Genomic DNA, 23,322 nt, shown 5'->3' on the forward strand with positions numbered 1-23,322 from the left:
GCCACAGCTTCAACCTGCTGGACGCCCGCGGCGCCATCAGCGTGACCGAGCGCGCGGCCTACATCGGCCGCATCCGCAATCTGGCGCGCGCTGTGGCGCAGAGCTATCTGGAAAGCCGCGCACGCCTGGGCTTCCCCATGGCGCCCAAGGAATGGGCCGATCAAGTCATCGCCCAGATTGAAAAGAAAGCAAAGGCGGCCTGAGTCATGAGCGCGCACAAGAATCTGCTGATTGAATTGTTTGTTGAAGAGCTGCCGCCCAAGGCGCTCAAGAAGCTGGGCGAGGCTTTCTCCGCCGTGCTGGTGGACAGCCTCAAGGCCCAGGGCCTGGTGGGCGAGGGCGCGCAAGCGACCGCCATCGCCACGCCGCGCCGCCTCGGCCTGCATTTGACGAACGTCGCCCCCAAGGCCGTCGACCGCGCCGTGCAGCAAAAGCTGATGCCGGTGGCGGTGGCATTGACCGCCGATGGCCAGGCCACGCCGGCCCTGCTGAAGAAGCTGGCCAGCGTCGGCGCCGATGCCTCGGTGCTGCCCCAGCTCAAGCGCCTGCCCGACGGCAAGGCCGAAGCGCTGTTCCTGGACCAGTTGGTGCCCGGCGCCACCCTGGCCGAAGGCCTGCAAAAAGCCCTGGACGAAAGCCTGGCCAAGCTGCCCATTCCCAAGGTCATGACCTACCAGCTGAAAGACGGCTGGACCGATGTGAAGTTCGTGCGCCCGGCGCACGGCATCGTCGCCCTGCACGGCGCCGAGTTGGTGGCCGTCTCGGCCTTGGGCCTGCAATCGGGCCGCACCACGCGCGGCCACCGCTTCGAAGCCAGCACGCCCGAGCTGACGATTGAGAGCGCCGACAGCTACGCCGCGCAGCTGCGCGAGCAGGGTGCCGTGATCGCCGGCTTTGCCGAGCGCCGCGCCGAGATCGCTCGCCAGTTGCAGGCCGCTGCTGCCAAGCAAGGCCTCAAGCCCATCGAGGACGAAGCCTTGTTGGACGAGGTGACGGCCCTGGTCGAGCGCCCGAATGTGCTGAGCTGCCAGTTCGAAGCCGAGTTCCTGGCCGTGCCGCAGGAGTGCCTGATTCTGACCATGAAGGCCAATCAGAAGTACTTCCCGCTGCTCGACGCCGCCGGCAAGCTAACGAACCACTTCCTCGTCGTCAGCGCCATCAGCCCGGCCGACGCCAGTGCCGTGATTCAAGGCAATGAGCGCGTGGTGCGCCCGCGCCTGGCCGACGCGAAGTTCTTCTTCGATCAAGACCGCAAGAAGACCTTGGCCGATCGGGTGCCAGGTCTTGCCAAGGTGGTGTATCACGGCAAGCTGGGCACGCAGGGTGAGCGCGTCGAGCGCGTGCGAGCCATCGCTCGCGCCATTGCCGGCCTGCTGGGCGGCGGCGCGCTGACCGAGCAGGTTGACCAAGCCGCACATCTGGCCAAGGCCGACTTGCTGACCGATATGGTCGGCGAATTCCCCGAATTGCAAGGCATCATGGGCGGCTATTACGCTCGCCATGACGGCCTCAGCGAAGCGGTGGCCTTTGCCATTGAAGACCATTACAAGCCGCGCTTTGCCGGTGATGAATTGCCGCGCAACGAGGTCGGTTTGGTCGTGGCCCTGGCCGACAAGCTGGAGACCCTGGTTGGGATGTTCGGCATTGGCCAACTGCCTACCGGCGACAAGGACCCGTTTGCGCTGCGTCGCCATGCCTTGGGTCTGGTGCGCATGCTCAGCGAGCGAGCCTCTGGCTTGAGTCTGGATGCTTTGATTCAGGCGGCGGTGCCAGCTTTTGGCGCTTTGATTCAAGACCCGAGCGTGGCCTTGGGCGAGTTTGTCTTTGACCGCTTGTCTGGTTCGCTGCGCGAGCAGGGCTATAGCGCGCAAGAGGTTGACGCCGTGCTGGCCCTGCGCCCGCAGCGCCTGGCCGATGTGGCTGCGCGCTTGCAAGCGGTGCGCGCTTTTGCAGCGTTGCCCGAAGCCGCATCTTTGGCCGCAGCCAATAAGCGCATCGGCAATATTCTGAAGAAGAGCGAGCAGGCGGTCGAGGCGCGTATCGATGAGGCCCTGCTGCAAGAAGCGGCGGAGCAGCATTTGGCGACGGCCTTGAAGAATGTGCAGCCGATTGCGGACAGCCTCTTCCATGCCGGTCAGTACGAGTCTTCGCTGCGTGAGCTGGCGACCTTGCGCACAACGGTGGACGCCTTCTTTGACGGCGTGATGGTGAATGCCGAAGACCCAGCCCTGCGCGCCAATCGACTGGGCCTGTTGAAGACGCTGCACGAGGCCATGAACCGCGTGGCCGATCTGTCGCGCCTGGCCAGCTAACGCTTTACTCACGAGGACCTGCCCATGCGTTCCGATCACGGTCACCCCATGAAATTGGTCATCCTGGGGCGTGATGGGACGCTCAACCATTACCGCGATGACCATGTGAAGTCGGTCGAGGAGTTGCAGCCTCTGCCTGGCGCGTTGGAGGCCGTGGCGCGTTTGAACCACGCGGGCTGGCACACGGTGATGGCGACCAACCAGCCCGGTATTGGCCGTGGGCTTTTGGACATGGCTTCGTTGAATGCCATTCACTTGCGACTGAATCAATTGCTGGCTGAGAAAGGCGGTCGTCTGGACGCCGCCTTCTTCTGCCCACACACGCCGGAAGAGGGCTGCGATTGCCGCAAGCCCTTGCCTGGCTTGCTGCTGCAGATTGGTGAGCGTTTTGGTGTCGGACTGGCGCAGGTGCATATGGTGGGCGCGTCCTTGCGTGATCTGCAAACCGCCAAGGCGGCGGGCTGCATTCCGCATCTGGTTCGCAGCGATCGCCTCGGTATGTTGGATGAGGAACAATTGGCCGATATGGTGGCCTTGGTGCCAGGCACCCGGGTTCATGCCCACCTCAGCGCCTTTGCCGAAACCCTGATTCATGAAGAACGCCGCAGCAAAGCCGATGCGCGCGGCGAAGGCTTGCCACCGGATACCGGCCCTGGAGAATTGAACTGATGTCTTTTTTGCTCGCCGCTGTGCGGTCTTTCTTGTTTGTCTTGTTTCTGACTGTCACGGTGATTCCCTGGGCCCTGGCCGTCTTGTTGATTTCTGTATTCGCTAAGGGCGACAAGGTCTACTGGTCCTGCGCGGGCTGGCTGCGGCTGGCGATTTACGGCGCGCGCTATATCTGCGGCGTGCAGTGGCGCATTCAGGGCATGGAAAACCTGCCCACCGAGGCCGACCGTCGCTCGGCGGTGATCCTGCTGTCCAAGCATCAAAGTACCTGGGAGACTTTTGCTTACCCGGCGCTGATGTCGCACCCCCTGGCCTATGTGTTCAAGCGTGAGTTGCTTTATGTGCCCTTCTTCGGTTGGGCGATGGCGCGCATGGACATGATTCACATCGACCGCAGCAAGCGGGCCCAGGCCTGGACCAAGGTGGCCGAGCAAGGCAAGCGCCTGGCCGCCTTGGGCCACTGGGTCATCATGTTCCCGGAAGGCACGCGTATTGCGCGCGGCAAAAAAGGTGAGTACAAAACCGGCGGCAGCCGCTTGGCGATCGAGACCGGTGTGCCGGTGGTGCCGATTGCGGCGACCTCGGCGGTATGCTGGCCTCGCAAGAGCTTTTTGCTGCGGCCCGGTGTGGTGGATATCTCGATTGGCAAGCCGATTCCTTCCGTGGGCCGCGAGGCTGGCGAGTTGATGCGCGAGGTTGAAACCTGGATCGAGTCCGAAATGCACCGGCTCGATCCCTCGGCCTACCGCAGTTCCTCGACCCATGTGGCGGCCGCGCAAGCCTGATGGTTTAAGAAAGAAGGCCCGGCCTCATGCTCAAACGAATGGCTCAGCTCTTGCAAGACGCACAGCTGTCCTTGTTTAACGCAGATGCCGTGGATGCGGTGCCGCCCCTTGTTGCCAAGCCCCCAACTGCGGACGCCACACCGGGGGCGCGTGCGCAGCGCGAGTTAAGTCTGGGTGAGCATCGCGTGGCTTATGAGTTGCGCCGTGCGCGTCGGCGCAGCATCGGTTTTGTGGTCAGTACGGAGGGCTTGCGCGTCAGCGCGCCGCGCTGGTTGCCGCAGGCCGATATCGAACGCGCTCTGCTGCAAAAGTCAGACTGGATTTTGCGCAAGCTGGTGGAGCAAGGCGAGCGTGCGCGCCGTGTCGAGGCCTCGCGAATCGAATGGCGCGATGGTGGCAGCCTGAAGTTCCTCGGCCAGCCACTTTGGCTGCGGCTGGATCCCCGCGCCACCGGGGTGAAGCTCGATGAGTCCGGCGCATTGCTGATCATCGGACTGCCGTTGCAGGCCAGTGAAGAGCAGGTGCGCGATATGGTTCAGGCTTGGCTGAAACGTCGTGCGCGGGCTGTGTTTGAACCGCGCTGTCTGCATTTCTCCCAGGCATTGGGGGTGCAGATGACGCATCTTCGCCTGAGCTCGGCGCAAACCCGTTGGGGCAGTGCCAGCGTGGACGGCTCGATCCGTTTGAACTGGCGTTTGATTCATTTTTCGCCGGCCATCATTGACTATGTGGTGGCGCATGAGTTGGCGCATTTGCGGGAAATGAACCACAGTGCCCGTTTCTGGGCGGTGGTGCGATCGGTGCTTCCCGAGTTTGAGCAAGCACGAAGCCAGCTGCGCGATGAGTCCATCATTGCGGAGTAGATACCAGAGAAATACCAGTCGCTTCTAAAGCCCGGTCGCGTCCATCCCACTTAAGGGGGGCTTGTTGGTGCGGGGGGCTTCCCGCAAACTTTGTTCACAAGCTGTCATCGCCAGCAAACAGGATCTGTGTGAACAGGTCGATTCGAGGGGCAAGCAAGTTCGCTCTTCCCTGTTTGTCAAAACAAAAGGCTGAAATTCCGCCGCCACCTTGCAAGTTTCTTGCTGAGTGTCGGCGGTTTTTTTTGCCTTGTCTTCCGCCCGGTTCAGCGGGCGCTGAAGCGGTACACCCCGTCCGCATCCAAACGCCGTTGCAAGCGGCCGGACAACCACAGGGCGTTCAAGTGGGCGACCGATTCGCCCATGGCGAAGGTGGTTTGATGCAGGTCCAGTTTGCGCTTGAACAGCAGGTCTAGCAGTTCGGCGGCATGGCAGGGCTTGGTGCTGCAGGCCTGCAGAACATCGGCCAGGCGTTCATCGTGGTGTTCTTGCAGCTGATCGACGCGGGCGTGCAGGCCGGTGAAGGGCTTGCCGTGGGAGGGCAACACCAGGGTGTCGGCGGGCAAGCTGAGCATGCGCTGGATGGAGCTCAAGTAAAGGCTCAGCGGGTCGGCCTCGGGTTCCACATCGACCACCGAGACATTGGTGGAAATGCGCGGCAGCACCATATCGCCGGAGATCAACAACCCCAAGCTGGGGCAGTGCAGGCTGATGTGCTCGGGCGCGTGGCCGTAGCCGGTGATGCAGTGCCAGGCGTGGCCGCCGATGTTCAGCTGCAGTCCGTCCATCAAGCGGCGGAAGCTGCTCGGCACGGCCGGCACCATGCTCGGGTAGTAGCTGCTGCGGGCACGGATCTTGGCGAGCGAATCCTCGTCGCTGAGGCCGTGGCTGGCGAAGAAGGCTGCGGCCGTGTTGCCACCCATGCCCACGGTGGAGCCGCTGGCCAGTCGGGCCAGATTGAAGTCGGTGGCGCTAACCCAGGCGCGGCATTGCCAGCGCTCGGTCAGCCATGCGGCCAGGCCGATGTGGTCGGGGTGGAAGTGGGTGACGACCACACGCAGAACGGGCAAACCTTCCAAATGCTCGGCAAACACCTGCTCCCACAGCGCGCGGGTGGCGTCATTCGCAACGCCGCAGTCGACCACGGTCCAACCGGCTTGGCCGTCAATTTCATCGCGCAGCAGCCACAGATTGATGTGGTCCAGCGCAAACGGCAGGCCCATGCGCAACCAGCGCACGCCCGGCGCCAACTCCAGCACACCGCCCGGCGCAGGCAGCGCGTCACCCAAGGGATAGTGGAGTTCGGATTCTCTGAGATTGGCCATGAAGACTGCCTTGTGCTGCCGCCCCGCGGTTTGAAGCGGCGGGCAATGAATAGAATTGCCGTTTACGTTAACGTCACTAAGGCCCCAGTTTAGCCATGAGCAACGATTCCCGCCCCGCAGTCCCGGCTGCAGCCGCCCCCGAGGGCAACGGGCGCTTGTTCACCATCACCGAGTTGGCTGCCGAGTTCGACATCACGCCGCGCGCGATTCGTTTTTATGAAGATATGGGCTTGCTGGAGCCCGCCCGCGCCGGCCGCAACCGCGTCTACACCCACCGCGACCGCACCCGCTTGAAGCTGACCCTGCGTGGCAAGCGACTCGGCTTGACGCTGCAAGAGATCAAGCAGTTGGTGGACATGTACGACGCGTCCAGCGGCGCTGAATCGCAGCTGCGCGCGTTTTTGGCGGTTTTGCAGCAGCATCGCAGTCAGTTGGAACAGCAACTCGACGACATCGAAGTGACGCTTGCCGAAATCAGCCAGCATGAGGAGCGCTGCCTCAGTCTTTTGGCTGAAGGGAAGCCGGGCCTTTGATGCGTTAGCCGAAATTGGGCGTGCGCTGTTGAGCCGCCGGCTTGGCGGTGTTTGGGGGCCATATATTGCGATTGACCCATTCATAATGAGGTGAAACTCCCAGAGTTATGGCCCGTTTCGCTTCCTTCCTTGTGATGACTCTGTTGAGCATGCTCTTGCTCGGCACGAGTAGCCATGCGCAAGTGGCGCTGGCCGCGCCGAATGAGGATCAACTCCGGGCCAGCTATGTGGCGGGGTTTGGCAGTTATATCGAATGGCCGGCGGCCGCGTTTGCAGATGCGGAGGCGCCGTTTGTCATTGGGGTTATGGATGACGAGCCGATGCTGCGCCTCTTGGAGGCGGGCTTCAAATCCCGCAAGTTGCAAGGCCGACAGGTGCAGGTGCGTCGCATCGATAGCATTCTTCAGGCCACCCGCATTCATATGCTTTATGTGCCCGAGGGCAACACCGCATCGCTCCGGCCCTTGAATGGCTTGTCGGTGTTGACGGTGGGAGCCGGCACCGCGTTTCTGGACCGAGGCGGAGTGATCGGACTGTTGATGCACAAAGATCGCCTCCGCTTTGAGTTCAATGCCAAGGCGGCCGAGCGTTCGGGCTTGAAGGTTTCGGCCAAGCTGCAGCAGTTGGCACTCAACACCTATGAGGAACTGCGCTGATGATGCAGCGACTTTCATCCATGCGGCTGCAGCGCAAGATCCTGCTGGCGATGGTGTTTGGCACTTTGCTGGCTGTTTTGGTGGCCGCCCTGGCGGTCTTGGCCTATGAAACCACCAGCTTCCGCCCCCGCATGGCGGCGCAGTTAGAAGCCGTCGGCAAGGTGATGGCGGACGTCAATCAGGCGGCCCTGGAGTTTGATGACAAAGATCAAGCCACAGAAAACCTGGCCTTCTTGCGTTTGTATGAGGGCGTGGATGCCGGGGCGCTGTACCGTGTGGACGGCAGTGTGTTTGCGACTTGGACTAAAGCCGATCTCAAGCTTACTGGGGCGCAGCCCCCGCACCCATCGGCGCCACCCAAAGATGGGGTGGTGCAGCAGTTGTCTCATGCCAGCCTCACCCTGCCTGTCGCGCGTGAGGGCCATGAGCTGGGCCGTATCTGGGTGCGGGTGCAGTTGCCGCCCTTGGTCCAGCGTATGCCTCAATACGCCATCATGTTTGGCGCCTTGGCGATGGCGATTCTTGTGCTGGGCTTGGTGTTGCAACGGGCCACGCAATGGCTGATCAGCGAGCCTTTAGAGCGGCTCAGCAAGACGGCAGTGGAGGTGGGGCGAACGGGGGACTTCTCGCTGCGGGTGCTCAAGAGCAGCGATGACGAGATTGGGCAGCTCACGGTCGAGTTCAACCGCATGCTGGGCGTGGTGGGTGATCGCGATGCCGCCTTGCAGCAGGCGCATGATTTGTTGGAGCAGCGCGTCCAGGAGCGAAGCCAGGAGTTGGAGCAGGCGATGGAATTGCTGATGCAGAGCGAGAAGCTGGCTGCGCTGGGGAATGTGGTGGCCGGTGTGGCTCATGAGCTGAACACGCCGATTGGCAATGCCTTGCTGGCAGCGACCAGCTTGAGCAAGAACACCCACCAGATGCGCGATCAGATGACCGGCAACTCGCTCAGCCGCAAGGGCTTGGACGACTTCGTCTCTTCGGTCGAAGAAGGCTCGGGCATCGTCACGCGCTCCTTGGAACGAGCGGCCGCCTTGGTGCGCAGCTTCAAATCGGTGGCCGTCAATGAGACCAGCGAAGCTCGGATGGACTTTGATCTGCGCCAGGTCTTGGACGATTGCATCGCCTTGTTGGGCCCCGGGATGAAGCATCGCCCGATTGAGATTCGGCTCGACTGCGCGGCAGGCATCCCGTGCAACAGCTACCCCGGCGCCTTGACTCAAATCGTCAGCAATCTGGTAGAGAACGCGGCTCGCCACGGTTTGGAGCCGATCGGCGGGGGTGTGGTGGACGTTCAGGTTCGACGTACTGGCCCCTTGGATCCATCAGGCGGCAGTGACTTGCTGCTCACCGTCACGGATCAGGGCGCTGGCATCTCGCCCGAGCATTTGCGGCGTGTTTTTGAGCCCTTTTTCACCACGCGCCTGGGGCAGGGCGGCTCGGGATTGGGGCTGCATGTGGTGCACAGTTTGGCGAAGAGCCCGCTGGGCGGCGGCATTGAGGTGCGTAGCGAAAAAGGCGTTGGCACTTGCTTTGAGCTGCGCTTCCCGAGCCGCGCGCCCATGAACCAGCTCTAGGCAAAGGGGGCACCTCAGGGTGTCGCTTTAAGTCTTACTTCAAGCATTGCCTCAAACCTTGGCGCTGCGCGCCGCCATCCAGGCCTTCAACTCCGCCAAGGGCATGGCTTTGGCGTAGAGCCAGCCTTGCGCGGTATGGCAGCCTTGCTGGCGCAAGAAGTCGGCTTGCCCTTCGGTCTCCACGCCTTCGGCGATGATTTCGGTACCGAGTCGCTTGCCCAGCGACAACATCGTTTCGACAAAAACCTGGCCTTGAGGTTCGCCAATTTGCTGGACAAAGGACCGGTCGATCTTCAGCACATCGATGGGCAAGGCTCGCAAATGCGCCAGCGACGAGTAGCCGGTGCCGAAATCGTCCAGGGCCACACGCACGCCACGCTGCCGCAGCGCTTGCAAGGCGGCAATCACCAAGTCGGGCTCATCCATCGCCATGCTCTCGGTGATCTCAAGCTCTAGGGCGCTGGCAGGCATGCCATGCTTTGCCAGGGCCTGGTCCACTTGGGCTTGCAGCTCGCCGCTGCGGAACTGCGGCATGCTGATGTTGACGCTGACCCGGGGTGGCGCTCCGGCCACTGATTGCAAGGCACACCAGTCCTCGGCCGCTTGCTCCAGTGCCCAGCGACCCAGCACATGGATCAAGCCAGACTGCTCGGCCAGCGGCACAAACACGGCGGGTGACTCCACCATCGATACCGATTCGTTCTCTGGCCAACGCATCAAGGCTTCAATGCCGCTGAGTTGATTGCCTTGCATGCTGAGCTGGGGTTGATACCAGAGTTGCAGGCGCCCGGCTTCGATGTCGCTGCGCAGTCGACGCAGCAGCGCCAGCCTCTTGTGGGTGTGAGCCTCCATGCTGGCTTCGAATTGCAGCGCCATCACCTGGGGGCTGGACTTTGCGCCGGTGAGCGCGATGCTGGCGCGCCGCAGCGCGGCCGCGGCTGAATCCTGATGTTGCTTCAGCAGGTAGCAACCGGAAGAAAAGGCCACGCTCAAGTGGTGTTCGCCGACTTGCAGTGCCTCATCAAACAAGGCCCCCACCTGGGCCGCTGACACTTCCTCTTCCGGGCCGATCAGGCCAAACACATCACCTGTCAGCCGCGCCACTTGGGTGCGGCTGGAGAAGCCGGCGCGCAGGCGCTGAGCAATCGCTGTCAAAAGGGCGTTGCCGACATCGTGGCCCAAGCCATTGTTGAGCTCGGCAAAGCGCCGGATGTCCAGCAGCAACAGGGCATGATGGCCGGAGCCGGCCTGCAGCGCGGCTTCAATGTCTTTGACAAACTGCGCTCGATTGGCAAGCCCGGTCAAGGTGTCCCAAAAGGCCAGACGGTTGAGCTCACCAATCAGATGCACATTGCCGAAATAGGCTGAAATATTGGTCGCAAAAACTTCCACCAACTGCCGGTCTATGGGCGCCAGAGGCAAGGGCGATTGAATGTAGACGGCGGCTTCATGTCCTTCTGCTTCTAGAAACAGCACGGTGTGATCGTTGGCGAAGTGATGCTCACGCTGTTCCAAGGCTTTCAGCACTGCTGTGCGAACCAAGCTATTGCTGAGGGTGTCCAGGGTGCAACTCAAATAGTCAGAAAACTGGCCGCCGGCGGTGATGACATAAAACGCGTCTGCCCGCTCGCCGCGTTTTTCTTGGCCCCGGTGCACACAAACAATGCCGTTCTTGGGCAGACCCAAGAGGGCCGCCAACTGAGTCAACACGCCCTCCGCAAAACTGAGCATGGCATGGCGCTCCATCAGGTCGGCGGAGGAGCGAACAATCAACTCAAGACCGCGCCGGCTTTCTGCAATCGTGCGGATCTGTTCGTAGGAGCGCAAGGCGGCGGTCACCGCGGTGATCAGCCGGGTTTGGGTCAGCTCGCTTTTGGTGCGGTAGTCGTTGATGTCATAGGCTTCGATGATGGGCAACTCAGGGGCCGACCCGGGCTGGCCTGTGCGCAAGATGATGCGAGTCTCATGCATCTGGCAGTACGTGCGGATGTACTCGACCAGTGACAAGCCGGCCTGAGGATCCTCCATCACCACATCCAAGAGCACCAAGGCATAGTCCTTGTCTTGCGCCAACAGGGCGCGACTCTCTGTGGCGGAATAGCAATGCATCAAGACCATGGGCCGGCCCAGGATGTGAGCATTGCGAAAAGCGAACTGGGTGGCCCGATGTACCTCGTCGTCATCGTCAATGACCAAGACCCGCCAAGGCTTCTGCCCTGGACTTGCGTCCGGGGTCTCTGCGTCAATGAGCATGATCAGGTCGTCATCGGGCATCAATCGCTCCTGGGCTTGCGAGGCCGGCATTGTGTGCAAATCCTCAGTGAGGAGGCACGTTCATGACGGGGCATATTAGTCCATGCACAGCATCTCTTTACCAAAGAGTCAAGGCCTTGAACTACAGCCACTTTCTTGGGCAGATCAAGCTTGCGCACACACGGGTTGTTATGAATACTGCGCAGCGGGCTGGATGGCCGCAGCGGCTTTGCCGCTTTCTTCATGATGAGCAAGGATGGGTCAAGATGAAGAGAAGCGCTTCTGATCGACGGGCCGTCGGCGCCGCCCCATGGCTGGCGCTTGCTGCCCTGAATTGCTGCGTCGCAGCGGCTTTTGCACAAGCCAGCGATGAGAAGGAGACCGCCTTTTTCGGCTTGTCCTTGGAGCAATTGGCCGAGGTCAAGGTGGCGGCGGCCAGCTTTGTGGCGGTGGCGCAGTCCCGAGCGCCTGCGATTGTTTCGGTGATTGGCCGCGAGGAGATCGAGGCCTGGGGTGATCGCTCGGTGGCCGACGCCTTGGCCCGCGTGCCGGGCTTGTACCGGGTCGATGCCCAAGGGTTTCAGGATGTTGGCGTGCGAGGCTTGTTCGGCGGCCAGCGCGCCTGGAATCGTCAGATCAAGCTGATGATCGACGGCCAGCCACAAGCCTTTCGGCCCGATGCGGTCAATTTTCTCAGTGCGGCTTTGATGCCCATGAGCAGCATCGACCGCATTGAAGTCGTGCGAGGCCCGACCTCGGCCCTGTACGGCGCCGACGCCTTTCTTGCCACGGTGAATGTGGTGACGCGCAAGCATTACGTTGGTGCTAACGACGCAAGCTTGCGGGCCCGCGCCTACGGCGGCCGCGCGAACGGGCTGGACTTCAGCGTGGCCGGAGGCAATGGCAGCCTGGGCTTGTTGCTGGCGGTGCAAGCGGAACGCTATCAGCTCAATGACCTGCGCGTCCCCAAGAGTTCACCCATCCTGGGCGCGCAGCCCAGCTTGCGTGATCAGAAGTCCCGCGATGCCTGGCAGCGCCCGCTGTCCTTGATGGCGCGCGCCAGCTTGGATACAGGCGTTTTGCAAAATCAGTTGGAGATCAATTACTCGCGCATCGACAGCGTGGCTCAGTTCTTGGATTTCGGCACGCTCAGCCCGAGCAATCGCTATTCACAATATCGTGCGCAGGTGGGCTGGCAGTCGTTTTGGGACATCAGCCCGCAGTGGCAGGCCAAGTTTCGTTGGAATGCCAGCAAGTCGGCGCCCGGCCCCGATGAGCGTCTCTCTGTTAACTCCAGCACCAACTACCCGCAGAGGGAATTTTCCTCGGTGGCCAATGACTTGGGCTTGAACATCAATTGGGCGCCTAATCCCGACCACAGCTTCAATGTGGGCCTGGATCGCACCGTTGATCGGCAACAAAGCATGCAAGTGACCCGGGTGTCCGCGAATGGGAGTACCAGCTTGCAGGGCCAACCCAGCACTGCATTGCGTTTGTCCAACACCGGCGTTTTTGCTCAGTACCTGTGGCAGCTTACCGAGCGCCTGGGGCTGAGCGGCAACTGGCGACAAGATGAACACAATCGTTTCGGAGCCAATCAGAACTGGCGGGCTGCGGCTGTGTTTGAGCAAAGCCGGGAGCTCAATGCCAAACTGATCTGGAGCACCTCATACAAGGCGCCCAGCGTGTTTGATTTGATGGCACAACCCCTGTACAGCGGTGATGTGGTCGGCAATCAGTCATTGCGCGCAGAGACGGCGCGCAACACCGAACTCCAGATCAACTGGCGCCCCAGCCCCAAAGTGCATCTCAGTGCCAATGTGTATCAATTGGAAGTCAGGGACAAGATTGAATTGCAGCAAACCGGACTGAACTACCAGCCCGTCAATCGCGGGCGATTCTCGGGTCAGGGGGCTGAGTTGGATATGCGTTATGAAGCCGGGGCGCATCGTTTCGGCTTGGCCTGGACCGGCCTGAACTTGACCGAGCGCGACCCGGTTCCTTTGGTGGGTGACTTGGTCCGGCCACCGGAACGCTTCCCCGAGCACTCGGTGCGAGCGGAGTGGCGCTGGCATTCGGCGCAATTGGGGCAGTGGGCGACCGAAGTTTTGTATGCCTCGCGGCGACACGCCAGCTTCAGCAATGCGTTCGCGAATTTCTTGACGCCCTACTCCTTGGCGCCGAGCACCCGGATGAACTTGGTCTGGACGAAGACGATGGATGCCCATGAGGTGCAGTTGCGCCTGGACAATCTGCTCAATGCCAAGTATTCCGAGGTGGGCTATGGCAGTGTCGACTTCCCGGGCAATGGCCGCAGTGCCTTGCTGAGCTATCGCTATCGTTGGAACTGAGCATCATGAGTACATCCATGTTTTCTGTGCGCAGCATCGCTGGCCTCGGTTTGCTCGGTGCGGCCTTGTTGAGCGCCTGCGGCGGAGGCGGAGTTGAAGGCAGCAGCGCGCAGGCCGAAGGGCCGGTGGGCAGCATGCGTCCGGGCATTCAAGGCGAGTTGATGCTTGGCGTTTTGTTCCCCTTCACCGGCACCTCATCGGCCAACGCCGACTCTCGCGAACGCTACATTCGGCAAGCGGTCGCAGAGATCAATGCCGCCGGGGGCGTGAACGGCAAAACTTTGGGCTATATGGTCCGCGACACCAAGGCGGGTACCGCCGAGGGTAGCGCCGCGCAAATCGGCGAGTATCTGGACTTGGTGAGTGCCGGTTGCTTCGGCATCATCGGCCCTTTGACCAGCGCCGAGGCGCTGCTGCTGGCGCCCACCATCATCAAGACGGGGGGGCCTGTGGTCGCCACGGGGCCCAGCACCACCGATCTCGACACCATGGATCGGGGAACGCCTAGCGTCTTTTATCGACTGATCGTTTCCAACTCGTTCTCCGGCGGTGTGGCCGCTCAGATTGCTCGACGCGATGGCAAGGCAACGGTGGCCATCATTCACTCCGACGATAGTTTTGGCGTGTCGGCGCGCGACAATTTCAGCAAGTCCTTTGTTGCCCGGGGCGGCGTGGTGTTGGCAAGCGCCTCGTTCAAGGCGGGCAAGACCTCGGACTTTGCGGCCGTGGTCAGCCAGGCCATGAGCGGAGGGCGGCCGGACGCGATTTACATCGCCGCGCAGTCCGCTGAGGCGGTTGGGCTGAGCAAAGACCTGGCCGTAGGTGTGGCGAGACCGCGCCCGGCTATGTACGCGGCCAGTTCGCTCAGCACCTCGCAGTTTGTCACCACGGCGGACGCGTCGGTGGTTGAGGGCATGACCATCATGGGCGCGGATAACAACCCCAAGCGACCCGAATACCTCGCCTTTGCAGACTTGTTTGCCCAAGCCTATGGCGCGCCGCCGGATGTGGGCATCAGCCCCTCCGGTTATGACGCGGTTTATCTGTTCGCGCTGGCGGCGCAGGCCGGCGGCAGCACCGACAAAGCGTCTGTGGCCAAGTGGTTGCGACCTGTCTCGCGGCCCGACACGGCCACGCCCTTGAAGATCATCCCAGGGCAGTTTGGCTTGGCCCTGAAGAATCCAGGCATGGACTGGGACTATGAAGGCGCCAAGACCGCAGTCAACTGGGATGCTCGTGGCGACTTGAGCACCGGCTCCTTCATTGTCTACAGCGTCAGGCGCAACAGTGCCGGGCAACTTGCGCTGGTGCAGGTGGATCAAGTGGTGCCGGACTGAGGTTTTTGCGCGGGGGCGCATCGCATTCGGTGAGTTACTAAAGGGCCGAGCAGCCAGTCCACAATAGGGACTCCTTCGCTGCTGTTTCCTCTTTCCATGACGCGCCCGATTGAAGACGAAATTCTCCATCACCTGACTGAGGTGGATGCGCAGAGGCAGTTGCGCATCGACGAAGCGGGGCTGGAGGCGCGGGTGCAAGCCCTCAAGCTCTACCAGCAGCGCCGTTTTTCGCTGACCTATGCCGACTTGCTGCTGTCGCCGCGCTACGAGGCGGCCACCACCTTCTTTTTGCGGGAGCTTTACGGCCCCGGTGACTTCTCGCGGCGTGATGCGCAGTTTGCCCGTGTGGTGCCGGCGCTGGTGCGCATCTTCCCGTCTGAAGTGGTGGCGACCGTGGCCCAGCTAGCGGCTCTGCACGCGATCTCCGAAGATTTGGACACCCGCATGGCTCAGGCCCTGGGTCAAGAGCCCGTGCAGGCCAAAAGTTATCAAGCAGCTTGGTGCGCTTGCGGTGAGCCCGGCTTGCGTCAGCAGCAAATCGACCTGACGCTGGCGGTGGGTGTCTCGCTGGACAAGCTGACCCGCAAGCCGCTGCTGCGTCAGGCGCTGCGCATGATGCGGGGCCCGGCTACAGCAGCAGGCCTGAGCGAGCTGCAGAGCTTTTTGGAGCGAGGCTTTGACACCTTCAAAGCCATGCGCGGCGCCGATGAGTTTTTGGACACGGTGCGCTCGCGGGAAGAGGCTTTGGCGGCGGCCTTGTTCGCGGGCGGCGGCTTGAATCAGCTGCCCTGACGACGGCGCTCAGAACTTGATGCCGTACCAGCTCAGGCCCAAGGTCCAAAGCACGCGGCTGCCGGCCTGATCGTCCCGGCTGGCACTCAGATCCAGCCCCAAGACATCTTTTTGCAGCCACCAGCGGCCTCCCAGGGCATAACTATTGGGGCCGACGGCTGGGTGTTGGTCATTGGCCTGCATTTCAAGAAACAAGAAGCCATGCTCGCGCGGGCTCCAAACGGCGGCCAGATTCATCGAGGCCGCGCTGCGGCGCGCCTCTCTTTGCCGAAGCAGCCCGAGATTGGCATGCAGGGTCCAAGACGGGCTGATCGCCAAGCTGAGCAGGCTCACCAAGCCATACTGAGTTTGCTGCCAGTTCCGAGAGGAAGACTGCTCGTGGTTGCTGGACAGGCGGAAGCCTGCATGCCATTCGCCCAAGGCGCCCTGGCCTCGCCAATGGGAGGGGGCGTACTTGATCCCGAAACTGCTTTGCGAGCGGGCCGGTTCATCGAGTTGGCGCTGCCGACCATAGGCGTAGCCGAGTTCCCAGCCCGGCGCCAATCCGCAGGCCGGCGCCAGCACAAAACCCTGGGGCTGGCGCGGGCCGGGGGAGCCCGGCTGATGCTCCAGCCAGCTTTCGATTTGGCAGCTGCCGGCTTTGGCCACGCCTGCATCGTCGGTCGTCAAGGGCCGGCCCGCCTGCGAGGTATCGCTCAAGAACAGCAGTAAAAGAGCGCCGAACAGGCGCGGCAGTGAGGAGGGGCTCATGGTCAGCCAGCAGTTGAAACCTGCGCATTGGACCTGACTTGCGTGACGATTCCTTGGCTCTGCTGCCGTACTTCGGTCAGGACCGCAAAGCCAAAACCGGCCGCATCGCCAGCGCCGCCCAGCCATGACGCAAGCTGGCCAGCAAAGTCACCAACACCAGCCCTGCCAGAGCCCAGGATTGTGGCCCGCCGCCCAGGCTGACCCGGTCAGCAAACTGCGCCAGATAACGCTCTCCCAAGACGGCGGACAGCGGCAGGGCCAGCAGCGCCGCGCCCAGCAGCAGCGCTGCAAACTCCCGGAACAAGCTTTTCATCGCCTGCAGCGGCGAGGCGCCATGGAGCTTGCGCAGCACGATCTCTTTGGCATGACGCTGCACCAAAAAGGCCGCCAGGGCATAGACCCCGAAGCCGGCCAGCAGCAAGGCCAGCACGCCGCAAGCGCTGACCAACTGGGCAATGCGCAGGTCCGACTTGTAGGCAGCCATCAAGACCTGCTCGGCCGATTCCCACACCAAGGGCTCGCCAGGGAAATAGCGCTCCCAAAGTGGGGCCAAGACCTTGCTTGGGTCGCCGGACGCGTTCATGCGCAAGTTCAGCACCCAGAAGGCGCGCTGGCCGCCGAAGGCCTGAGCTCGGCTCTTCAGATAAAAGGCGTGGGGGCGGCCGGCTTCGCGGGTGCTCTCCAGGCGCTGATTGGCGACCACGGCCACCACTCGCCAAGTGGAGCTGGTCTGGTTCAAGCCCTTCATCATCGTGTTGAGCGGTTGACCGAGTGCCTGTGCCGGCGAGCCCCAGCCCAAGGCCTTGGTGGCTGCCTCATCCAGCACCAAGCCGTCTTGGCCTTGGCTCTCGATTTGACCGGCCAAGACCGGGATGCGGTAGAGCTTGAAAAAGTCTGAGTCCACTTCGTTGAAGCGCAGCTCGGCTTGCTGATCGCCACGGGTGAATTGAGCGTTACGGTCCATGAAGACATTGCCCGGCACGCTGTCGCTCCAGGCCAGTGCCGCCACATCGGGCCCTTGTTGCAGCGCTTGATGAAAATCTTGGGCTTGCTGGGCGCTGATTTGTTCTGGCAAGCGCAGCGTGATCACACCCTCGGGCTGGAAGCCCAGCTCCCGGCTCAGTACATGGCGGTTTTGCGCGCTCAACATCAGGGCCGCACTCACCACAAACAAGGCGATGGCGAACTGCAGCCCGGTCAAAGCGCGCCGCAGCCAGCGGCCGCCCGGGCTTTCACTGGCCTGCCGCCCTTGCAGCGCGGCAGCGGCGTGCATGCGCCAGGCCAGGCGAGCGGGGTAGAGGCACACCAAGACCGAGAGCAGGCCGCATGCGAGCAGCAGGCCGGCCAGTGGCTGGGCTTGCAGCAGGCTGTCGGGTTGCGGCACTTGCAGGGCCAGGCTGGCCCAAGGCAGCAGCAGCCAGGCCAGCAGCAGGGCCAGGCCGGCGGCCAGGGCGATGATCAGCAGTGCTTCCACCGCAAACTGCAGCAGCAAGCGCGCCGGGCTGATGCCCAGTGCCTTGCGCACCGCAATCTCGCGTTGACGTTGCAAGGTGCGCACGCCACTGAGGTTGATGTGATTCAGCAGCGCCAAGCTCAGCAGCAAGGCCGCCACGCCGCCCAGCGCCCCCAGCATCTGCAGCCTTTGCCGGCCCGCGCGCCCTTCAAACGGCATTTGCGGCACCGGCAGGGCGCGCATGAAAGCGGCCTTGCGCCCGCCCGCTGTCCAGTCGGACGGCAGCTGTTTTATCACCGGGCTTTGGTCGAGCAGGGCTTGGGCCAGCGCGCCAATCTGCTCGGTGTTGGCCCCTGGGGCCAGGCGGGCAAAGACCTGGCCATTGATCTGGAACCAAGCGCTGCGGGTCTCCTCGTCCAGCCCCGCAGCCGGCGAGTCAAAGCCGACCCAGGCCTCAGCGCGCAGCAGGCTGCGCGAGCTGGGCTCGGGCAGCACGGCGGCCACGCGCAAGCGGTGCTCGCCGATATCGACGCTGCGCCCCAGGGCTTTGTCGCTGCCAAACAGGCGCTGCGCCAAAGGCTCGGTCAAGGCGATGGTGTCGGGGTGGCTGAGCGCGTCTTGCAGATCGCCTTGCAGAGCGCGCAGATTGAAGAGCGCTGCCGCGCTGGCGTCGGCCGCCGTCACCTGAGCGCGCAGCTTGCGATTGCCAACGCGCAGGCTGGGCTTGTCATCCGAAATCCGGGTGAGCATCTCCAGCGGTGCGCGGGCGTCTTGCAGCGCTTGCTTGAACACAAAGGGCGCGCCCATGAACCAGTCTTCTTGCCGACCCGGCATATTGCCGTGGAAGTCGATCAAGACGATGCGCTCCGGATCTTGCAGCGCCGGGTCGGGGCGCAGGCGCTCGCCCAGCAGCAAGGCCAGCAAGTAGCAGGCCGCCAGGGCCAAGGCCAGGCCGACGATCAGCACGGTCGCGTTGAGCGGCTCTGCGCGGAGCTGACGCGCCGCAACTCTCAGGTCTAGCAGTCTCATCGAGGGTCAGGTCTTGCGTTTCGATTGATCTGCAGTCGGGCGGGAGAGGCAGCCTCCCGCCTGACTCGGCTTTTGGATTGGGCGCTTAGCCCCCGTCGCGCAGCGCCAAGATAGGCCGCATCGACATCGCCGCCAAGCCATGGCGCAGCCCGGCCAGCCCACTCATCAGCAAGGTAGCGACCAGGGCAACCAAGAGCGGCCAGCCGCCCATCTGCGCGCGCTCGACGAAGCCACTCAGGTACTGCTGGGCAATCCACCAGATCAGCGGCAGGCTGACCAGGGCCGCCAGACCCAGCAGGGGCGCGAACTCCTTGATCAGCAGGCCGGCGATGTGGCGGTGGCCGGCGCCGTGCAGCTTGCGGATGACGATCTCCAATGCCGCGCGCCGCACGGTGTAGGCCGCCAGTGCGTAGACGCCGAAGGCTGCCAGCAGCAGGGCCAGCAGGCTGGTCGCGGCGATCAGGCGACCGATATTTCGATCGAGGCGGTAGCGTTGCGCCAGTTCTTCGTGAACGCCATTCATCAGCAACACATCGTCTGGGAAGTAGCGCGGCCAGACTTCTTGGGCCGCGGCACGCAGCGCCGCCATATCCGGGCCGTTCAGGGTCAGCACCCGGTGACCGTTCTGGTGCAGCATGAAGAGCTGCGGCTGCTGCAGCTCGCGCGCCGATTCCTGGCGAATCGCGCCTGCCACTGCGACCACACGCAACTGCAGTTCATCGGAGCGGATGACTTGGCCTAAGGCGTCCTGGGGCGAGGCATAACCCAGAGACTTGGCGGCGGTGGCGTCGATCACTGTGGGCCAGACCTCTTTGGCTGCCTCTGGTCCACGAGGCGGCTGCTCGGGGATCTGCACGCCGTTCAGGCTGCCTGCCAGGAAGGGGATCTCGTAGGTGCTGAAGAACTGCGCGTCCGCAGCGCTGTTGCGGACGGCGACCTTGGTTTCGCCGCGCGCCACGCTGGTGACGCTGCCGATTCCGTTGCGGCCCGGAATGTCATCGCTCATGCTCAGCTGCCGAACGGCCGCATGGCTTTGCAAGGTGTCAAACAGACCTCGCTTGGCCTCTCGTTTGGCGGTCTCGGGCAGGTCGATGGCCAGCAGGCCCTCGGTCTTGAAGCCGGGGTTGATGCGGGCCACGAACTCGCTCTGCCAGACCACCACCACGGCGGCGCCCGACAGGGTCAGCGCGGCGCCGAACTGCAGCACCGTCATGGCGCGTCGCATGCGGCGGCCGGCTGCACCTTCGCTTTGCTTGCGGCCTTGCAGGGCCGGGGCGCAGTGCACCCCCAGGGCAACACGCGCCGGGTAAAGCCCGGTCAAGGCCCCCAGCAGAAGGCAAGCCAGGACCAGGCTGGCCAGCTGCACCGGCGCGAACAACTTGCTCGCGAACTTCACATCGAGCAGATCGGCAAAGCCCGGTGCCAACAGCCAGGCCAGCAGCAGCCCCATGGCACCGGCCAGCGAGGCCACCAGGCTGGACTCCAGCACGAACTGGAGGCCAAGGCGTGCTGGGCTGGCGCCCAGGCTTTTGCGCACCGCAATCTCGCGCTGGCGGCGCAGGGTTCGCACGCTGCTGAGGTTGACGTAGTTGATGGCCGCCAGGGCCAGCATGGTCAGGGCCATGACGCTGAGCGCGCTGTAGAGCATCAGTCGGGTCTGGCTGCCACCGCCCTCGAAGGGAATGCGGGTCAGGGGCACGGCGCGCACGAAGGCGCTCTTGCGGCCGTCGGCGCGCCATTCGGGTGGGACCTCGGTCGTGCCCGGGCTGCGGTCGAAGATGGACTGCATCAGCGTGCCGAGTTGGGCGGCGTTGGCGCCATCGGCCAGGCGGGCATAGACATTGCCGTTGATGAAGTACCAGGCGCTCAGCATCCAGGGCGCTTGGTTGGCTGCGGGCGACTCGAAGCTGGCCAGCACATCGAACTCCAGCTCGCTATTGGCCGCTTGGCGCGGCAGCAGTGCGGCCACGGTCATCTCCTGGCCGCGCATGCGCAGGCGCTGACCCAGCACATCGCTGCTGCGGCCGAACAGGCGCTCGGCCGCGCTGGTGGTCAGGGCGACGGTGTCGGGCTTGCTCAGGGCCGCCTGCACATCGCCGCTCAAGGCTTTGAGGCCGAAGATGGCGACCAGCTCAGGGTCGGCGAACATGACGCGGTTCTTGCTGATCTGCTCGCCCACGCGCAGGCCGAGCTCGCTCTCCGTCACCCGCGCCACATGGCTGACCGGTGCCTTCGCATCCAGCAAGGCGTTGCGGAAGACGTAGGGCATGGAGCTGAACCAATCGTCATTGCGACCAGGGATGTTGCCCTTGAACTCCAGGCGTACGACGCGGTCGGGGCGGGGCACGCTGGGGTCGGGCAGCCAGCGGTCGTTGAGCAGTAGGGCGATCAGGTAGGCGGCGGCGATGGCCACGGCCAGGCCCAGCACCACCACCAGGGAGTAGGCGGGTTCCGCCAGCAGCTGACGCCAGCTGACGCGCAGGTCTTTGAGTTTCATGGGTCTGTTCTCCCGCAATCAAGCGGCCAGGGCGTCGACCAGGATGCGGCCATCCAGCAGGCGCAGGCTGCGCGAGGCCTGGGCCGCATGAGCCGGCGAGTGGGTCACCATCACAAGCGTCGTGCCCTCGGCATTCAGCTCACGCAGGATGCGCATCACCTCGTCGCCCTGCGCGCTGTCGAGGTTGCCGGTTGGCTCATCGGCCAGCAGAAGAGCCGGGCGCGAGACGATGGCGCGGGCAATCGCCACGCGCTGCTGCTGACCACCCGAGAGCTGCGAGGGGCGATGGTTGGCGCGGTGGGTGATGCCCAGGCGGTGCAGCGCTTCATCAACGCGGCCTTTGTGCTCGGCCACCGGCACCTCGCCGTACTCGAGTGCTAACTCGATGTTCTCGCGCACGCTCAGGTCATCGATCAGGTTGAAGCTCTGGAACACAAAGCCGATGCGGCCGCGGCGCAGTTTGCTCAGTTGGCGCTCGTTCCAGCCGGTGACGTTCTGGCCGTCGAACCAGTATTCGCCGCTGCTGGGTGCATCGAGCAGGCCCAGGATGCTCAAGAGGCTGGACTTGCCGCAGCCCGAGGGGCCGGTGATGGCCAGGTACTCGCCGGCTTCGATCTGCAGGTCGATGCAGTTCAGCGCGGTGGTTTCGACTTCGCTATTGCGGTGCAGTTTGCTCAGGTTTTTCAGCTGGATCATGATGGGTTCGCTCCTCGGAAATTGGGTTCTGGATGAGGGGTTCAGGATTTGAGATTCAGGGTTTTGGCTTCGCCGAACTGGCGCACCTTGGAAACGATCACGCGCTCGTTGGGTGCCAAGCCTTCTAAGACTTCGATCTGGCCGGCAGCGCGGCGGCCCAGACGCACATTGCGGCGCTCGGCTTTGCTGCCGTCGGCGCTCAGCACATAGACCCAGGCACCGCCGCTGTCGGCGTAGAAGGGGCCGTCGGCCAAGAGCTTGGCGCGGCTGGGCTGGCCCAGCACGATGCGGGCGTCCAGGCTCTGGCCGGCTTGCAGGGCCGGCGGCATGTCCTTGGCAAATTCCAGCTCGACGCCGAAGCGACCGTCCTTCACCTGCGGCAGGCGCTGCGAGACCGTCAGGGGCCAGGTCTTGCCTCCGGCTTCCAAGCTGGCCTTCAGGCCAGTTTGCACGCGGCTGAGGTAGAACTCATCGACATTGCCGCTGAGCTTGAAACCATTGATGTCATCGATGCGGCCAAGCCGGTCGCCGGGCTTTACCGAGCTGCCTACCTGCAGCGTGAAGCCGCTCAGCTGACCATCGCGCGGGGCGCGGGCCGACAAACCGCTGGCCGCCTTGCGCACCACCGACAGCCCTTCGCTCAGACCTTTGACGGCGCGCTCCATCTCGGCCACCGCTTGCTCGCGGGTGCGCAACTCGGCCGCGCCGTCTTCGCGGGCCTGGTTCAGCAGGCGCTGTTGTTGTTCGCGACGCAGCTTGGCGTCTTCCAGCACCGAGGCCGACACAAAGCCTTGGGCCGCCAAGCCTTGTTGACGGCTCAGATCGTTCTCCGCCTTGGTCAGCTCATGTTGCAAGGTACTGAGGTCGCGGCGCTGCATGGCCTGGGCGTTCGCCAGCGCGGTGCGCTGCATGGCCAGATTGGCCTGCTGCTGGGCGACTTCCGACGAGCGCTGCAAGACCTCTTGCTCGCGCTGTGGATTCGACAATCGGTAGAGCAGGGCGCCTTCTTTCAGCATATCGCCATCACGCACCAACACCGCGTCGACGCGGCCGCTCTCGGTCGCATCCAGCAGCACCTGATGCGCCGGCACGACCTGGGCGCGCAAGACCAGCTCGTCGCGGAACTCGCCTTCGCCCACCGTGGCCAGGCTCAGCTCACTCAGCGGCACGCTGAGTCCGCGCGGCACGCTGTAGACCAGGAGTCCGACCACGGCCAAGAGGGCCAGCGCCGCGCCCGCCCAGCGCAGCGGCTTGGCGTACTTGTTCTTGGGCAAGGCGCGGTCCATGGCGGCGCCGGTGACGGGGGGTAATCGATGCAGATTCGCGTTCATGCCCTCACTAGCGCAAGAGCCGTGCCATCTCTATTGGGCACTCAATACTGTGCTTTTAATGGGTCACTGTCCGATTCCGGACAGTGGTTGGCGCCTCCGACTGTCCGGAATCGGAC

General features: G+C 63.3%; 18 protein-coding genes. 11 read left to right on the plus strand and 7 right to left on the minus strand.

The genetic code is table 11. From position 1 onward, the window contains the following. From ACOVRJ_RS10830 to ACOVRJ_RS10850, 5 genes are all read left to right on the plus strand, one after another. On the plus strand, positions 1-203 hold a 203-nt coding region (locus tag ACOVRJ_RS10830; RefSeq protein WP_422043861.1), incomplete at its 5' end, for a glycine--tRNA ligase subunit alpha. Positions 204-206: 3 nt separating this feature from the next. Beyond that, positions 207-2,312: a glycine--tRNA ligase subunit beta gene (gene glyS, locus ACOVRJ_RS10835; RefSeq protein WP_422043862.1), complete on the plus strand. Its 2,106-nt coding sequence runs from the start codon at positions 207-209 to the stop codon at positions 2,310-2,312. Positions 2,313-2,336: 24 nt separating this feature from the next. Further along, a complete protein-coding gene (gmhB, locus tag ACOVRJ_RS10840) occupies positions 2,337-2,981 on the plus strand; it encodes a D-glycero-beta-D-manno-heptose 1,7-bisphosphate 7-phosphatase (RefSeq protein ID WP_422043863.1) in 645 nt (214 codons plus the stop codon). After that, positions 2,981-3,766, plus strand: coding sequence for a lysophospholipid acyltransferase family protein (locus ACOVRJ_RS10845; RefSeq protein WP_422043864.1), 786 nt, complete (start codon positions 2,981-2,983; stop codon positions 3,764-3,766). The genes gmhB and ACOVRJ_RS10845 overlap by 1 nt, the downstream gene beginning before the upstream one ends. A 26-nt stretch (positions 3,767-3,792) precedes the next feature. Further along, positions 3,793-4,629, plus strand: a complete 837-nt coding sequence (locus ACOVRJ_RS10850) for a M48 family metallopeptidase (RefSeq protein ID WP_422043865.1) — start codon at positions 3,793-3,795, stop codon at positions 4,627-4,629. Between the two features lie 263 nt (positions 4,630-4,892). Here ACOVRJ_RS10850 and ACOVRJ_RS10855 read toward each other — a convergent pair whose 3' ends face one another. Then, the gene (locus ACOVRJ_RS10855) at positions 4,893-5,951 is read right to left on the minus strand and encodes an MBL fold metallo-hydrolase (RefSeq protein ID WP_422043866.1); all 1,059 of its coding nucleotides are present in this window, start codon (positions 5,949-5,951) and stop codon (positions 4,893-4,895) included. A 95-nt stretch (positions 5,952-6,046) separates the two neighbouring features. On the opposite strand from ACOVRJ_RS10855, the gene ACOVRJ_RS10860 reads away from it, so the two are divergent. From ACOVRJ_RS10860 to ACOVRJ_RS10870, 3 genes are all read left to right on the plus strand, one after another. Next, the gene (locus tag ACOVRJ_RS10860) at positions 6,047-6,484 is read left to right on the plus strand and encodes a MerR family transcriptional regulator (protein WP_422043867.1); all 438 of its coding nucleotides are present in this window, start codon (positions 6,047-6,049) and stop codon (positions 6,482-6,484) included. Between the two features lie 134 nt (positions 6,485-6,618). Beyond that, positions 6,619-7,140 carry a YfiR family protein gene (locus ACOVRJ_RS10865; RefSeq protein WP_422043868.1) on the plus strand — a complete coding sequence of 174 codons (522 nt, stop codon included), beginning with the start codon at positions 6,619-6,621 and terminating at the stop codon, positions 7,138-7,140. Then, complete coding sequence (locus tag ACOVRJ_RS10870) at positions 7,140-8,717, plus strand: ATP-binding protein (protein ID WP_422043869.1); 1,578 nt, start codon at positions 7,140-7,142, stop codon at positions 8,715-8,717. The genes ACOVRJ_RS10865 and ACOVRJ_RS10870 overlap by 1 nt, the downstream gene beginning before the upstream one ends. 51 nt (positions 8,718-8,768) lie before the next feature. Here ACOVRJ_RS10870 and ACOVRJ_RS10875 read toward each other — a convergent pair whose 3' ends face one another. Further along, positions 8,769-11,021 carry a putative bifunctional diguanylate cyclase/phosphodiesterase gene (locus ACOVRJ_RS10875; RefSeq protein ID WP_422043870.1) on the minus strand — a complete coding sequence of 751 codons (2,253 nt, stop codon included), beginning with the start codon at positions 11,019-11,021 and terminating at the stop codon, positions 8,769-8,771. A 215-nt stretch (positions 11,022-11,236) separates the two neighbouring features. Between ACOVRJ_RS10875 and ACOVRJ_RS10880 the strand changes: the two genes are divergently transcribed. The 3 genes from ACOVRJ_RS10880 (at position 11,237) to ACOVRJ_RS10890 (ending at position 15,450) form a co-directional block, all read left to right on the plus strand. Next, on the plus strand, positions 11,237-13,321 hold the full coding sequence (locus tag ACOVRJ_RS10880; RefSeq protein WP_422043871.1) for a TonB-dependent receptor plug domain-containing protein: 2,085 nt from the start codon (positions 11,237-11,239) through the stop codon (positions 13,319-13,321). 5 nt (positions 13,322-13,326) lie between these two features. After that, positions 13,327-14,658 carry an ABC transporter substrate-binding protein gene (locus ACOVRJ_RS10885; protein WP_422043872.1) on the plus strand — a complete coding sequence of 444 codons (1,332 nt, stop codon included), beginning with the start codon at positions 13,327-13,329 and terminating at the stop codon, positions 14,656-14,658. 96 nt (positions 14,659-14,754) lie between these two features. After that, a complete protein-coding gene (locus ACOVRJ_RS10890) occupies positions 14,755-15,450 on the plus strand; it encodes an FFLEELY motif protein (protein ID WP_422043873.1) in 696 nt (231 codons plus the stop codon). A 9-nt stretch (positions 15,451-15,459) separates the two neighbouring features. On the opposite strand, the gene ACOVRJ_RS10895 is transcribed toward ACOVRJ_RS10890, so the two are convergent. The 5 genes from ACOVRJ_RS10895 to ACOVRJ_RS10915 form a co-directional block, all read right to left on the minus strand. Continuing rightward, positions 15,460-16,200, minus strand: coding sequence for a hypothetical protein (locus ACOVRJ_RS10895; RefSeq protein WP_422043874.1), 741 nt, complete (start codon positions 16,198-16,200; stop codon positions 15,460-15,462). 76 nt (positions 16,201-16,276) lie between these two features. Continuing rightward, positions 16,277-18,682, minus strand: a complete 2,406-nt coding sequence (locus ACOVRJ_RS10900) for an FtsX-like permease family protein (protein WP_422043875.1) — start codon at positions 18,680-18,682, stop codon at positions 16,277-16,279. Between the two features lie 85 nt (positions 18,683-18,767). Then, complete coding sequence (locus tag ACOVRJ_RS10905) at positions 18,768-21,179, minus strand: ABC transporter permease (protein WP_422043876.1); 2,412 nt, start codon at positions 21,177-21,179, stop codon at positions 18,768-18,770. Between the two features lie 18 nt (positions 21,180-21,197). After that, positions 21,198-21,875 carry an ABC transporter ATP-binding protein gene (locus tag ACOVRJ_RS10910; protein WP_422043877.1) on the minus strand — a complete coding sequence of 226 codons (678 nt, stop codon included), beginning with the start codon at positions 21,873-21,875 and terminating at the stop codon, positions 21,198-21,200. A gap of 41 nt (positions 21,876-21,916) precedes the next feature. Beyond that, positions 21,917-23,206, minus strand: a complete 1,290-nt coding sequence (locus tag ACOVRJ_RS10915) for an efflux RND transporter periplasmic adaptor subunit (RefSeq protein WP_422043878.1) — start codon at positions 23,204-23,206, stop codon at positions 21,917-21,919. Between the last annotated feature and the right edge of the window lie 116 nt (positions 23,207-23,322).

The sequence above is a fragment of the Roseateles sp. genome, from assembly GCF_049240545.1.
Lineage (GTDB): Bacteria > Pseudomonadota > Gammaproteobacteria > Burkholderiales > Burkholderiaceae_C > Paucibacter_A.